The sequence below is a fragment of the Vibrio sp. SCSIO 43097 genome (assembly GCF_023650755.1).
GTDB classification, from domain to species: Bacteria; Pseudomonadota; Gammaproteobacteria; order Enterobacterales; family Vibrionaceae; genus Vibrio; species Vibrio alginolyticus.
Map to the genome: position 1 here is coordinate 1,792,021 of NZ_CP071840.1, position 14,079 is coordinate 1,806,099.

Annotated in this window: 12 protein-coding genes; 5 read left to right on the top strand and 7 right to left on the bottom strand. The window is 44.1% G+C overall.

Annotation, left to right across the window (positions count from 1 at the left end; all coding sequences use genetic code 11):
• Positions 1–74: 74 nt before the first annotated feature.
• The 3 genes from J4N40_RS09055 to J4N40_RS09065 are packed head-to-tail and all read left to right on the top strand — an operon-like array spanning position 75 to position 3,025.
• On the top strand, positions 75–1,193 hold the full coding sequence (locus J4N40_RS09055; protein ID WP_250654193.1) for a glycosyltransferase: 1,119 nt from the start codon (positions 75–77) through the stop codon (positions 1,191–1,193).
• The gene (locus J4N40_RS09060; RefSeq protein WP_017634936.1) at positions 1,186–2,376 is read left to right on the top strand and encodes a glycosyltransferase family 2 protein; all 1,191 of its coding nucleotides are present in this window, start codon (positions 1,186–1,188) and stop codon (positions 2,374–2,376) included. Before J4N40_RS09055 ends, J4N40_RS09060 begins: the two co-directional genes overlap by 8 nt.
• 10 nt (positions 2,377–2,386) lie before the next feature.
• Positions 2,387–3,025, top strand: coding sequence for a sugar transferase (locus tag J4N40_RS09065; RefSeq protein ID WP_005377654.1), 639 nt, complete (start codon positions 2,387–2,389; stop codon positions 3,023–3,025).
• Between the two features lie 19 nt (positions 3,026–3,044).
• Here the strand turns inward: J4N40_RS09065 and J4N40_RS09070 are convergent, their stop codons facing one another.
• The 5 genes from J4N40_RS09070 to hrpA form a co-directional block, all read right to left on the bottom strand.
• Positions 3,045–3,434, bottom strand: a complete 390-nt coding sequence (locus J4N40_RS09070) for an ATP-binding protein (protein WP_005377656.1) — start codon at positions 3,432–3,434, stop codon at positions 3,045–3,047.
• 126 nt (positions 3,435–3,560) lie between these two features.
• Positions 3,561–5,141 carry a BCCT family transporter gene (locus tag J4N40_RS09075; RefSeq protein WP_005377659.1) on the bottom strand — a complete coding sequence of 527 codons (1,581 nt, stop codon included), beginning with the start codon at positions 5,139–5,141 and terminating at the stop codon, positions 3,561–3,563.
• A gap of 362 nt (positions 5,142–5,503) precedes the next feature.
• A complete protein-coding gene (locus J4N40_RS09080; RefSeq protein ID WP_005377661.1) occupies positions 5,504–6,019 on the bottom strand; it encodes an outer membrane beta-barrel protein in 516 nt (171 codons plus the stop codon).
• Positions 6,020–6,218: 199 nt separating this feature from the next.
• Positions 6,219–6,698 carry an outer membrane beta-barrel protein gene (locus J4N40_RS09085; RefSeq protein WP_021033871.1) on the bottom strand — a complete coding sequence of 160 codons (480 nt, stop codon included), beginning with the start codon at positions 6,696–6,698 and terminating at the stop codon, positions 6,219–6,221.
• A gap of 182 nt (positions 6,699–6,880) precedes the next feature.
• On the bottom strand, positions 6,881–10,867 hold the full coding sequence (hrpA, locus tag J4N40_RS09090) for an ATP-dependent RNA helicase HrpA (RefSeq protein WP_170960422.1): 3,987 nt from the start codon (positions 10,865–10,867) through the stop codon (positions 6,881–6,883).
• A 185-nt stretch (positions 10,868–11,052) separates the two neighbouring features.
• Between hrpA and J4N40_RS09095 the strand changes: the two genes are divergently transcribed.
• Positions 11,053–11,637, top strand: coding sequence for an FMN-dependent NADH-azoreductase (locus J4N40_RS09095; RefSeq protein ID WP_025766683.1), 585 nt, complete (start codon positions 11,053–11,055; stop codon positions 11,635–11,637).
• Between the two features lie 94 nt (positions 11,638–11,731).
• On the opposite strand, the gene J4N40_RS09100 is transcribed toward J4N40_RS09095, so the two are convergent.
• Both J4N40_RS09100 and J4N40_RS09105 read right to left on the bottom strand, forming a co-directional pair.
• Positions 11,732–12,121 carry a hypothetical protein gene (locus tag J4N40_RS09100; protein WP_228009997.1) on the bottom strand — a complete coding sequence of 130 codons (390 nt, stop codon included), beginning with the start codon at positions 12,119–12,121 and terminating at the stop codon, positions 11,732–11,734.
• Positions 12,122–12,183: 62 nt separating this feature from the next.
• Positions 12,184–13,488: a MipA/OmpV family protein gene (locus J4N40_RS09105; protein ID WP_250654194.1), complete on the bottom strand. Its 1,305-nt coding sequence runs from the start codon at positions 13,486–13,488 to the stop codon at positions 12,184–12,186.
• A 235-nt stretch (positions 13,489–13,723) separates the two neighbouring features.
• Here J4N40_RS09105 and J4N40_RS09110 point away from each other — a divergent pair, with 235 nt between their 5' ends.
• On the top strand, positions 13,724–14,074 hold the full coding sequence (locus tag J4N40_RS09110; RefSeq protein ID WP_005377676.1) for a VC1380 family protein: 351 nt from the start codon (positions 13,724–13,726) through the stop codon (positions 14,072–14,074).
• The last annotated feature ends 5 nt before the right edge of the window (positions 14,075–14,079 follow it).

Below are 14,079 nucleotides of genomic sequence, written 5' to 3' on the forward strand. Positions count from 1 at the left end.
TTTTTAAATGATTAATTTTTTGGCACGCAGTCTGCAATTCCTAAATAAACAAAGAACTCAACGAGGGTTTGAAAATGGAATTCAGACAAAAACACAATAACACTAAGCACAGCAAAAAAGTGATATTACACGTCGTGCAACACTTAGCTCCTGGTGGTTTAGAAACGCTCGTACTAGAAATGCTTCGTTTTGCGCAGCCCAACCATTCCGTTTTTGTCGTGAGCTTAGAAGGAAGCAAAGAACATGCACTACAAGGCTGGCAAAAACTATTGTCCTACCAAGGCCAACTGCACTTTCTTAATAAGAAACCTGGATTCAGCGGAAAAACCATCAGTACGCTGACTTCCATGCTCAAAGGACTTAAGCCTGATGTGGTCCACACTCACCATATCGGACCACTCTTATATGGTGGGATTGCGGCACGTTTAGCGCACGTACCTGTAGTTATTCATACCGAACACGACGCATGGCACCTTAATAACAAAAAATCAGCTCGAATGCAGTCCCTTTTGCTAACGATGATTCGCCCGCAAGTAGTTGCCGATGCTAACTTTGTCGCCCATCAAATACAGACTAAGTTAAAGTATCGCAAAGTTTGTACTATCCATAACGGGATTGACTGTCAGAAGTTTAAAAGCGGTGACCAAACGGCAACAAGACACTTGTTTGAACTTCCAACCGACAAAATCGTGATTGGCGTTGCCGGGCGTCTAGAAGCAGTTAAAGGCCATAAAGTGCTTATCGAAGCATTCTCTCATCTTACGCCAAACACACACCTAGCCATTGCTGGAGATGGTTCTCAGCGAGCTCAATTGGAAGCACAAGTTAGAACGTTAAAACTTGAAGATCGAGTAACCTTTTTAGGCTTGGTCGACGATATGCCCAGCTTTTACCAAAGCCTAGACTTGTTTTGCTTACCATCACTTCAAGAGGGATTTCCTCTCTCAACCCTCGAGGCTCAAGCATGTGACATTCCTTGCGTCGCGACGGATGTTGGCGGCGTGAAAGAGACGCTCTGTCCGAACAACAGCACACTGGTTGAAGCAAATCGCGTGTTTTCGTTGGCCGAAGCGTTATCACAGCAACTGGAATCATCACACCATTCTCCTCGAACTTTTATTCTCAAACACTTTGATATCAGAGACATGGTGAGTCGCTACTCACGTTTGGCCAAGGAGGCTAGCTATGAATGATTTACTTTGGATTATAGGGTTTGGTTTATCCGCGTTTTTGATTGTCTATCATCACGTTGGGTACCCACTGCTCCTTAAGTGGCTTCCTTTAAAACAGCAAGACGAAACCAAAGCACCATTTGTAGAGCGAGCTTACAAAGCCTCCAAAACAGACAGCCAGCTACCCTCTATTACTGTCATCGTGCCCGCCTACAATGAAGAACAATGGATAGCAGAGAAGATCCGTAACCTTGCGAGCCTAGACTACCCGAGGGATAAATTAAGAGTAGTGATCGCATGTGATGGCTGCACAGATAACACAGCCGAGATTGCTCAAGCGACAATTCAAGAAGCAATCTGCTCTGATACTCTGTTCATTATTAATGATCACCAAGTCAATCGCGGTAAAGTTGCCCTACTCAACGAAGAAATGCGTCATGTTAGCTCGGACATTACCGCACTGAGTGACACGTCGGCATTGATTTCTTGCGATTCTCTATTGCTAGCTAGTCAGCATTATCAAAATGAGAACGTTGGAGTGGTTAACGCAACATATCAAATAATGAGCACTGATAACCAAGGTGAAGCAGCGTATTGGCAATACCAGTCTCGAGTAAAGCACCAAGAATCCTTGTTAGGTTCAACGATTGGTTCCCACGGTGCGTTTTACACTTTCAGAACTCACTTATTTGAACCACTGGAAGTTAGCACCATTAATGACGACTTTATTCTCCCTATGAGAATCGTTTTGCAAGGCTATAGCGCTATTTACGAGCCAAACATGCTGGCGCTTGAGCTCGAACAAAGCTCAGATGACGCAGATTTCAAACGACGCCTAAGAATTTCAGCAGGTAACATGCAGCAGCTCATGCAATTAAAGAAATTACTGCTACCTCGTTATCGTGGCACTGCCTTTGCATTTCTATCGGGAAAGGTTCTGCGCTTAGCAACACCCTATTTGATGATTGTTTGCTTTATTTGCTCACTACTACTGGCACACAATCCGCTGTTTCAAGTAATGCTGTCCGCACAAGTTGGTATTTATAGCATCGCGCTTATCACTTACTTGATGCCAGCACTTAACACAATTAAACCTTTTAAGCTGATTAGTTACATCGTCATTGGTCATCTCGCCAACTTTATCGGCGGTATGAAGTATTTACTCGGAATGGAAAATGGACGTTGGAAACGCGTCAACCAATAAGGAAAGCATCATGAAAAACTCACGCTACGATTCAAATGTATGCCACGCGAAAAGAACGTTTGATGTACTGGTTGCAATGCTTATTTTGGTCGTCACTGCACCACTTTTCCCATTTATCGCGCTAGCGATCAAAACCACATCGAAAGGCCCTGTGATTTATCGCCAATTGCGAGTAGGACGCTGCACACCAGAAAAAATGGATCTTTTTCAAATCATGAAGTTTCGCACCATGTATATTGATGCAGAGCAACGCTCTGGCGCAGTATGGGCAACTGAAAATGATCCCCGCATCACGCCAGTAGGACGCTTTTTACGCAAAACGCGTTTAGATGAACTACCTCAACTGTTTAATGTGTTGAGAGGTGAAATGTCGATGATTGGGCCGCGCCCAGAACGCCCAGCTTTCTACCAGAAATTGGAAGATGAAATCCCCTATTTTGTAGAGCGCACATATGGCGTGTTACCAGGTATCACAGGCTTAGCTCAGGTTAACCAAGGCTATGATGCATGCATTGAAGATGTAAGACGCAAAGTTGGGTTTGACCACAGTTACGCACTAAGCTTAGGTTCGTTTTACTCTTGGATTTCAATGGACCTTTCAATCATGAGCAAAACATTCGTTGTGATGATTGACGGACGAGGTCAATAACTTCCGGTTCTGGTAACGGTCATTCTTGCCACTGGCGTCGCATCTTTTCTATCGTCGCTGGTGGTACATCATGAATGCTTTGATACGCTCCGTGGCACACTTTAATTTCCACCTCGATGCGCTTCTTCATGCAGTAGTCCATGTAACGCTTCATCTCCCAATGTCGAACAAACGTATTGCTCACAATCACGACTCTCCCTTTGTTCAACCACTTTCTAGTTTGCTGAAAACACCACTCATGCGCTTGAGGTAATTGAACTGGTTCAAAGTGATAATCACCTTCATCATTTTCAAAATACATGTCAGCTTCAAAATGCTTAGCACCAAGCTCTATCGCTAGTTGTTTTGCTAAGGTTGTTTTACCTGAACCCGGAAGTCCACGAATAAGAATGAGTTTAGCCAGTGACATAATGCAGTTTAATGAGGTGGGAATAAGCCTAAACTGTAACGAAATTATTGGAAAAGAAAAGTAGAAATAAAAAATGCCGAGCACATTAGGCTCGGCATTTAAACTCAATCATGGATCGTGTTGTATTTATTTGTAAGCTGGCAGTTCTGTTCTTAACCCTTTCACCAAACTTACGCACATCAACAGCAGAACAAAAGTAAACGGTAATCCTGTTGCAACAACACCTGATTGCAATGCTTGCAGGGCTTCTTTACCACCAACCCAAAGCATTACGGCTGCAATTGCACCTTCAATACACGCCCAGAAAATGCGTTGCGGTACTGGTGCATCAATCTTACCACCGGCGGTAATACTATCGATAACCAGTGAGCCAGAGTCTGACGATGTAATAAAGAATACCAGAATCAGCACGATAGAAAGCATTGAAATCACTGAGCTATACGGAAGCGCATCGTAAACATGGAACAGAGTCAATGAAATATCAGTTAGGCCATTTGCACCTAGCTCACCAACTTTATTCACCACTTGGTCAAGCGCGATACCACCAAACACAGACATCCAAATCAAAGTAACAACTGTAGGAATAACGATGACTGCGAATAAGAATTCTCGAACCGTACGACCTTTAGACACACGCGCGATAAACATACCAACAAACGGTGACCAAGATACCCACCAAGCCCAGTAGAATACCGTCCAGCCGTGCATCCAAGTTTCATCTTCACGACCGTGAGGGTTACTCAATGGAATAATATTTTCAATGTAAGCCATTGTTGTGTCGCGTAGCGAGCTCCACGCCGTATCAAACGTGATGAAGGTAATGAAAATAAGCAGCGCAAACGCAACCACCATATTGACGTTACTCAGTAGCTTAACACCACCATCAATACCACGAATCACTGATAGCACCGCGATAAAGGTAACGAAGGTGATCACAATCATTTGTGTACCAATGCCGCCTTCTAGACCAAAGACATGGTTAATACCACTGGTCGCCTGCTGAGCACCCAGACCTAGCGACGTTGCAAGACCAAATAGCGTCGACAAAACGGCAAGGATATCAATAACGTGACCTAACCAGCCCCATGCACGGTCACCAAAAATTGGATAGAACGCCGCGCGCAATGAAAGTGGTAAACCTTTGTTAAATGCAAAAAACGCTAATGCTAGTGCAACGAGTGCGTAAATACTCCAACCATGCACACCCCAGTGGAACATAGTGGCACCCATCGCGAGGGATTTTGCTTCTTCGGTGTATGGTACTGCGTTCAGTGGCATTCCCCACCAATCAGTGAAATACGCGGTCGGCTCAGCCACACTCCAGAACAGAAGACCAATACCCATACCCGCGGCGAAAAGCATCGACAACCAAGAAACGGTTGAGTGATCCGGCGTTGCTTCTTTGCCACCTAAGCGGATTTTACCTAGCGGAGAAAAAAGAAGAGCAACGGCGAACAATAAGAAGAAGTTTGTCGACCACATAAAAAACGCATCAAACTGTTCGATAATTCCGTTTTTTAGACCGTTTAATACGTCTCGAGCAGTGGTTGGCTCAACAAGAAGAAGTGAAATCAGACAGAAAACAACGAGCCCCGCACTAATGCCAAAAACCGGGTTATGTATATCGAATCCCCACTTTTGAACGTTATCCTGTCCAACCTGATAATCGGTTGTATCAATACTATATTTTTTAAATGCATTATCCATAAATACAAATTTAACGTGAATTTGAAACGCCCCTCAGGTGAGAAGAACTCCAATACCGCCCTCCATTAATTTGAACTCTAAAGTTTTAAAGCGGGAAGAATTTTAGCAGCAATCACATATTTTTGCAAAAAGTCGTGATTTATTGCATTTTAAGCTCAATTCGAGACAGATGAAGGGGAAATAATATCAACACAAAAATTATGAGGTCTAACGATTGATTTTGTCGTAGGTTGTAGACTAGAAAAGACACAAGAAATACTTAAGTTCATAGCCAGTCACTGCGCAAATAGAGAAGACCTGCGCTGATTTGGTTTCACAATTAACGACGAAACCAAATCAGCAAACCTTTCATCCAGCGAGCGTTATAAGAAATGGAAGGTGATGTTCCCTGTTACGCTGCTAACGGTATCGCTATCGCCTTCAATATCCACGCCAAACGCTTGATAACTCGCGCCCACAGACACATTGTCAAGCAAGAAGTATTCGGCACCAACACCATACATATAAGAGACGCCATCATCTTTGTCTAAGTTTCTCAGTCCACCGTCATAATCAACGTTGAATGCATTGATGCCGCCTTTTGCGTAAACGTGTAACGGGCCGAAGTCGATACTAGGTTTCGCCGCTAAATAGAATGAATCAAAATCAGCGCTACCCCTGCTGCCACTCAAAGATAAATCCACTTTGCCGTGGTTAAAGTAGCCTGCCTCAATGCCAATGAATGGCAAAATACCAGTACCGACATGAATACCATAAGTTGTATCATTTTCGCTGTCGATATCGGACTGACCAATTTGGCCACCAGCGTAAATCCAAGAGTCAGCCATTGCTGACGTTGAGCACAACGTTAGAGCGAATAACGAGAGTGTTTTTTTCATACTATCCCTTCCTGATCGATTCCTAAGCGAAACATTACGCAAATATGCGCATTTAATCGCCACTATATATTGGAAAGCATAGGCATTTTAAGACTCTAAAAGTGAATAATTTATGTTCAACTTTTGTTTTGTGACTTCCAGACAAAAAAACACCGACATAAAGCCGGTGTGTTTCATATGGTGTTAGAAAGCTTGACGCTTATAGGAAATGTAGTGTTGCGTTAACAGAGAACGTGCTGATATCGTCTTTACCAGCAGTGTAGTTCATGTAGCTAGCACCAACAGACATTGGGCCAAAAATGAAGTACTCAGCACCCACACCGTACATTAGGTCCAAATCGTCATCGTCTTTGCCGCCTTTAACTTTTTTGTCCCACTGATGGAAACCACCTTTTGCGTACACGTGTAGCGGACCGAAGTCGATGCTTGGCTTAAGTGCTGCGTAGTAAGAAGTTAGCTTAGTGTCTTGACCATTTACGTTAAATTCACCGTGTTGTGTTACACCAGCTTCAACACCAATGATAGGTAGAATGCCTGTACCAACGTGAACAGAGTATGATGTGTCTGTCTCACCTTTGTAGTCAGACTGACCTACTGTTGCACCACCGTAAATCCAAGAATCCGCCATTGCCGCAGAAGATGCGCCAAGTAGCGCCACTGCTAATAGAGTTTTTTTCATCATCTACCTTTACTCTTTATTATTCCCACGTCTGCATAACTCAGTCGTTGGTACTACAAATAAAGGGAGGCGAACTATTGCCTCCCAGAACTAAAAAATAATGCTTATTGAGTTACTAGCAATTAGTGTACCAGCAACTTCTTAAGCGATAATTACAAACCTGACACTATTTTACTGGTTGATTAGCAAGCATCAATCGCGTTTTTGACTCGTTTATCAGAAACAGGATAAGGAGTGCCTAATTGTTGAGCAAAATAACTCACGCGAAGCTCTTCAATCATCCAACGCACTTCTTTTACATTTTCAGGAATGGCCACACCTTTCGGGATCTTGTTCAGCAACTCTTTATAGTCTTGAGTCACAGATTCAATCTTCAGCATATGTAAACGATCTTTGTTTGGATCGATTGGCAACTTCTCCATACGACGCTCTATCGCGCGCATGTAGCGAAGAATATCCGGCAAGCGTTTCCAGCCACATTCCGTTGCAAAGCCTTTGAAGATCAAGCCTTCAATTTGTGCTTTGATATCGGACAGAGCAAACGCCATTGTGAAGTCGATCTTGCCTTTTAGCTTCTTATTGATGCTAAACGCCGTGGTCAGAATAGTCTCAACCTGTTGAGCAATCTCTACAACGGTGTCACCCAATTCAGCACGAACGTGTTCTTTCAACGCTTCGAACTTCTCTGGCTCCCAAACTAAACCACCCTGCTCTTCAATAAGCTTATCGACACCACAGGCAATGCAGTCATCTATCAGATCAAGCACTTTGCCGTATGGATTAAAGTACAGACCCAGCTTCGATTTGTTCGGTAAGTTGGCGTGCAAATATTTAATTGGCGACGGTACGTTCAATAAAATTAGGCGACGCTGACCAGCACGCATTGCCGTTATCTGCTCGTACTCCGTTTCGTAGAGTTTGATTTCAACGCTGTCTTTGGTATCAACAAGCGCCGGATACGCTTTTACATCGTAGCCGCCACGTTTTTGTTGATACACTTTCGGCAATTCTCCAAAACTCCACGTATGCAGACCTTGCTGTTCGATATCGTCATCCGCAACTTTGGAAAGCGTTTCTTGAACTTTGTCTTTCAAACTTTCTTTCAGTTCATGAAGGTCTTTGTTTTCCTTCAGTTTACGATTTCGGTGATCAACCGCACGAAACGTGACTTTCAAGTGCTCAGGTACTTGTTCCAAGTTCCAGTCTTCACGCAGCACTTCTACGCCCGTCATGCGTCGCAACTCTTTCTCCAATGAATCTAACAGCGGCGCTTCCATTGGCGTGACGCGTGCTAAGAATGCATCGGCATAGTTCGGCGCAGGTACAAAGTTCTTACGAATTGTCTTTGGCAACGATTTAATCAAGCTAACCACAAGCTCATGGCGTAAACCTGGGATCTGCCAATCAAAGCCCGCTGGTTCAACTTGGTTTAAAATCGGCAACGGCAAATGCACTGTGACACCGTCACTATCATCGCCTGGTTCAAATTGGTAACTCAATTTGAGCTTCAAACCATTTTGATGCCAGAAGTTCGGGTAATCCAAATCGGTCACATGGCTAGCATCACCCTTGAACAGCATCTCTTTTTCAAAGTTCAGCAGTTCCGGATTTTCTTTAGATGCCTTTTTCCACCACGTATCGAAATGCTTACCAGACACCACTTCGGTGCCAACGCGTTGGTCATAGAAATCAAACAGCTCATCATCATCCACTAAGATGTCTCGACGACGAGATTTATGCTCAAGCTCTTCCACTTCTTGCAGAAGCTTACGGTTTTGCTTAAAGAACGCGTGTTTGGTTTCCCATTCACCCTCAACCAATGCACTACGAATGAAGATTTCGCGACTTACGGTCGAATCGATACTGCCGTAGTTGACCAAGCGTTTCGGTACGATTGGTACGCCGTAAAGCATCACTTTTTCGTGCGCCATCACCGCAGCGCGTTTCTTCGACCAATGTGGTTCGCTGTAACTGCGTTTAATAAGGTGTTTAGCTAACGGCTCAATCCACTCTGGCTGAATCTTTGCGATGATACGACCCCAAAGTTTTGAGGTTTCCACCAACTCAGCAGACATGATCCACTTAGGCTGTTTCTTGAATAGACCTGATGCAGGGAAGATATGGAAACGAGCATTACGCGCGCCTTGATATTCATTCTTTTCTTGGTCTTTCATGCCGATGTGCGACAGCAAACCAACCAAAATGGCACTGTGTACGCCATGGTAAGAAGCGGGCTCATCGTTAAGCTTGAACTCCATCTCACGCATCGACTGATGAATTTGGAAGTACACATCTTGCCACTCGCGAACGCGCAAGTAGTTCAAATAGTCTTGCTTACACTGTTTGCGGAACTGATTGCTAGACAAGGCTTTTTGCTGCTTTTGGATGTATTCCCACAAATTCACAAATGTCAGGAAGTCCGACTCTTCATGGAAGAAGCGACGATGTTTATCGTCTGACGATTGTTGTTTGTCTGAAGGACGTTCGCGTGGATCTTGAATCGACAAGGCAGCTGCGATGATCATCACTTCTTTAAGCGCACCATATTTTGGCGCTTCCAATACCATACGCGCCAAGCGCGGATCGATTGGCAAACGCGCTAATTGGCGACCAATGGAAGTCAGGCGTTTTTTCGGATCTTTTACCTCAGAGTTAATCGCACCAAGCTCTTCCAGCAAACGCACGCCGTCTTGGATGTTACGTTTATCCGGTGCTTCCACAAACGGAAACGCTTGAATATCACCCAAACCAAGTGCCGTCATTTGCAAGATAACCGACGCTAGATTGGTACGTAGGATTTCAGGATCAGTAAACTCTGGGCGTGACTCAAAATCTTCCTCTGAGTACAGACGAATACAGATACCCTCTTCCACACGACCACAACGACCTTTACGCTGGTTCGCACTCGCCTGAGAAACTGGCTCGATTGGAAGACGCTGAACCTTAGTACGGTAACTGTATCGACTGATACGCGCCGTACCTGGGTCGATAACGTACTTAATGCCCGGAACAGTTAGCGAGGTTTCTGCCACGTTGGTTGCCAGTACAATTCGGCGACCAGTATGAGGTTGGAAAATCTTATTCTGCTCACCTGCCGACAAACGCGCGTAAAGCGGCACAATTTCCGTGCTCTTCAGATTACGTTTGGACAATGCATCTGCGGTATCACGGATTTCACGTTCACCGTTCATGAAAATCAGGATGTCACCTAAACCTTCATCGCACAGTTCATCTACCGCTTCGAAGATGCCTTCAAGCTGGTCACGATCATTGTCGTCATCACCGCTTAGTGGGCGGTAACGTGTTTCTACTGGGTAAGTACGACCCGATACTTCAATGATTGGTGCATTGTTGAAGTGTTTTGAGAAGCGTTCTGGGTCGATGGTTGCCGACGTGATGATCACTTTCAAATCAGGACGACGTGGCAGCAACTCTTTCAAGTAACCCAAGATGAAATCGATGTTAAGGCTGCGCTCGTGCGCTTCATCGATAATGATGGTGTCGTATTGATTCAAGAAACGGTCATGCTGAATTTCAGCCAACAAGATACCATCCGTCATCAATTTGATTTGGGTATTTTCAGAGATCTGATCGTTGAATCGAACCTTGTAACCAACAAACTCACCAAGCTTGGTTTCCATCTCTTCGGCAATACGGTTAGCAACCGAACGCGCTGCAAGACGACGAGGCTGAGTATGACCAATCAGACCAAATTTACCGCGACCAAGCTCAGCACAGATTTTTGGTAGCTGAGTGGTTTTACCAGAACCGGTTTCACCCGCGACGATAACCACTTGGTTTTCTTCGATCGCTTTCGCAATATCGTCGCGTTTTTGGCTTACAGGCAGGATTTCTGGGTATTCAATCGTTGGTTTGTAGTTGCTGCGCTGCTCTGCAACCATCATGGATTTTGCGATGTCTAATGCGATTTCGTCGAACACAGCATTACGCGCTGCGTCCTTCTTAATTTTGCTTGCACCAGAAATACGTTTACTCAAGCGGAAACGGTCGCGCATCATGCACTGATTCAGCGCTTTACGCAGAGATGCCGCGCTATTCACTTGAGCCTGAGGTGTTTGAGCTTGTTTCGCTGTCGCTTTTTGCGCACCATTTGACGGTGTCGCTTGCTCTTCAGCTAGATTCTTTTTTGGGGGCTGTGACGAAGTCAAAGCGTTTCCTATTCTTTTCATTACAAAAACTGCGCGGATTGTATCACACAAGATCTGTAACAAGATAACCGAAAGCTCATTCAATTTTTTCGAACATGTTCAGCGAATCGCTAGGCTTTTGAACTCACTTACGTTGCTTATAATGGCTCCCATAGTCGAAAGCACTTATTTAAGGAATAACCATTATGTCTCGTGTACTAGCTCTAAAATCAAGCATCCTTGGCGATTACTCTCAATCAAACAAATTGGTTGAAGACTTCATCAAAAATGTAGACCAAGACAAGCTTACTGTTCGTGATTTGGCTGCAAACCCGCTACCTGTTTTGGACTTCGCCGTTGCGACTGCACTGCGCGCTACGGAAGATCTTTCACAAGAACAGCAAGCGGTGGTCGACTTGTCTGACACCCTTATTGAAGAAGTAAAGGCCGCAGACACTTTGGTTATTGCCGCTCCAATGTACAACTTTACCATCCCGACTCAGCTTAAAAACTGGATTGATTTGATTGCTCGTGCAGGCGTGACATTCAAATACACAGAAAACGGCGTTCAAGGTTTGATTGAAGGTAAAAAGGCGATTGTAATAACGACTCGTGGTGGTATTCATAAAGATTCACCAACTGACAACGTTACGCCATACCTACGCACTGTGCTGGGTTTTGTAGGAATCACTGATGTGGAATTTGTTTACGCAGAAGCGCTAAACATGGGTGAAGATGCGGCTGCAAAAGGCATTTCAGAAGCGCAAAGCCAACTTGCAACAATGGCGTAAGTTAGAATAAACCAGAATACAAAAGGGATTGGTTCGCGCCAATCCCTTTTTGGATCCTGATGCCTTGATCGTATTTATAGGGTCTCTAACATCGTCAAAAACGATTCACTTTCTCCAAGTTGCGTATTGCATCGAGGTAGACTTTTTCTAAAGACCGCTCAGCTTCGCTTATCATATTCTCGATCATCGCATTAAACGCGACATCGCTACGGATTTCTATATTGTCTCCCGCCTTAACGTCAAGAGAGTTGACGTACAACACCAACCATTCATCGCCCTCCAAGTGCCCTTCTCCGTGAATGGCAAAAAAGCGTTTGGCAAATTCAGCGTTGGTACAATTTATCGCTTCAATTTGAAGATTGAATGAGGAGTCGATACTCATGGTGCTTATGCCATCCGATTCATCAGATGCATCACAAACAGCCTTAACTCTGGCACGATATACGAAATTTCTCGTTGAAAGCAGCATAGTATTATTCATCATTACTCATAATGGGCGATAAATAAGTCAGTTGCAAATCCGACCTATATGCATCTCGCGATGCGCTAAAACTCGAACTGGAAATAAATAGTATTGTAGTTGCTCCCACCTTTAATTCGCCCAAACTGGGAAGCGCTTTCAAAAATCGCCGAGCGGTGATGCAATGAATAGCCCACCCACATATTGTTCCAGCTCTTTTGGTTGAAGAGATCGCCTACATTGACATCAAACGAGAAATCTAGGTAGTTGAGCAACTTGCTTGGTGTATAACCCTTGTCTTCCATTTCTGTGCCTTCAATATAGGTAATGCTATCAATGTATGACACACCTTCCGCTACACCAAATCGCCAAGTCGTAGGCCAATTAACCGTATAATAAGCCTTAATCGCCATGACGTATTCTGTGCTCGCAGACTGAACACTGGACGACCAGTGATGAACCAACCCTGGCGTTAAATAAATATCAAGAGGAAAACCAAACAGCTCATCCGTTAATGGATGCCCATAAAACAATGAAGTAAGTTGATTGTCGTATGGGTCTTTTTCTCTCTCAAAGCTAAATATTTCACCGATGTTCGAAGGCGTCGCCCAACCATGCGCAATACGTAGATATGCTTTATTGCTCAGTGTCGGTTTCGGAACTTTGCTTTTATCGTTGAAAAAGCCAAAACCGACAAACACTTCTCCCTGATATCGATCTTCTACAAGCTGACTGTTGTAGGCGTTATCATCTAAGCGAGTAACACTCGTCTCACCCAGTAAATACAAATTTGAAGTTACATGGTAACGCGCTTTAATACCAAGATTGGTGTCAAGTCCAGCTCCAATTCTCTCGCCAGTAATATCCTTAAAGGAATAATATTCACTATTGAAATCAGCGTCTTTGTATCGAATCGTAATCGATGGCTCTAATTCCCAATCCCCAAATACATAATTGGCAGCAAGGCGGTAATTAGAGTGAAACTGGAGTTCGTCGTCCGTCATCAACTCTACTTCTGCGCGCCAATTGTCGTTAATGCTATAACGCACTTGCCCACCGAAATCGACTCTGTCCCCTTCATTAGCATTTTGTAGCGACATGGGAATATCGACAAATCTCAATCGCATGAGTGCGCTCGCACGCCAGTCGGAATCACTCTCATTATACAAAAAAGCGCCACCTTCAATGCCATTGATATACACATGTTCGTTTTCAAAGAACATCATTGGTACAAATGTACTCACCGTAGAGTCATTATCGGCGGTATAAAACGGAATCGATGCTGTGCGATACATCGCAGCAATCCCCCACGTTTGTTCTTCTGCACCATGCACAGAAGAAACTACCGCAGCTAAAGGTAAAGCGAGTGTTGTTAGAATTAATCTCTTCATGAGTTCGAAAAATGTTGGTTGAGAAGCAGGCAAACATCAATGATTTGCCATTAAAAGCTTATGTTCTGCTGATGATAGCCGTTACAATGGCAAATGTTGTCATCCTCGTGACAGTTTGAGTCCCAAGATCATATTAATATTGCACGACTAGGTGAGCTTGTTTGCGAATATTTTACCATCACAACAAGCGCGTAAACTCTAGCTTAGTTCTAAATCAAACATAATGAAGTAAAAAGTGAAAGCATCAGAACTCATCTCTACCTTGAATCATTTACCCGCAGACACAGACCCAGACATTGTGATGGGAGAAGCATGGCTGCCAGAGAGGTTGATAGGGACTCAACTCGATGGTGACATGTTGTTTTTGCACTTTGATAATGCACCAGAAGATGGTCAAGGTGACGAAGAAGGGCGTGGCTTCGTCGAACACGAAATCGACCTAATTAGAACTCGGCTTCAGCAAATTTTGGATGAAGACAGTGATAACGCGTCAAAAGCCGATGCGATGCTTGGTTTGTTCCTTATGGGACATGAACTTAGTAGCTCGCAAGTTATCGAAATATTAGAAGAAGAAGCTGACACATAAGGAGC

What these genes read in the sequence shown, in the direction of transcription:
- J4N40_RS09085 (WP_021033871.1), bottom strand. Translation starts at nt 6,698, where the DNA reads ATGAAAAAAACTCTATTAGCAGTGGCGCTACTTGGCGCATCTTCTGCG.
- J4N40_RS09080 (WP_005377661.1), bottom strand. Translation starts at nt 6,019, where the DNA reads ATGAAAAAAACACTCTCGTTATTCGCTCTAACGTTGTGCTCAACGTCA.
- J4N40_RS09095 (WP_025766683.1), top strand. Translation starts at nt 11,053, where the DNA reads ATGTCTCGTGTACTAGCTCTAAAATCAAGCATCCTTGGCGATTACTCT.
- J4N40_RS09055 (WP_250654193.1), top strand. Translation starts at nt 75, where the DNA reads ATGGAATTCAGACAAAAACACAATAACACTAAGCACAGCAAAAAAGTG.
- J4N40_RS09065 (WP_005377654.1), top strand. Translation starts at nt 2,387, where the DNA reads ATGAAAAACTCACGCTACGATTCAAATGTATGCCACGCGAAAAGAACG.
- J4N40_RS09060 (WP_017634936.1), top strand. Translation starts at nt 1,186, where the DNA reads ATGAATGATTTACTTTGGATTATAGGGTTTGGTTTATCCGCGTTTTTG.
- J4N40_RS09075 (WP_005377659.1), bottom strand. Translation starts at nt 5,141, where the DNA reads ATGGATAATGCATTTAAAAAATATAGTATTGATACAACCGATTATCAG.
- J4N40_RS09100 (WP_228009997.1), bottom strand. Translation starts at nt 12,121, where the DNA reads ATGATGAATAATACTATGCTGCTTTCAACGAGAAATTTCGTATATCGT.
- J4N40_RS09105 (WP_250654194.1), bottom strand. Translation starts at nt 13,488, where the DNA reads ATGAAGAGATTAATTCTAACAACACTCGCTTTACCTTTAGCTGCGGTA.
- J4N40_RS09070 (WP_005377656.1), bottom strand. Translation starts at nt 3,434, where the DNA reads ATGTCACTGGCTAAACTCATTCTTATTCGTGGACTTCCGGGTTCAGGT.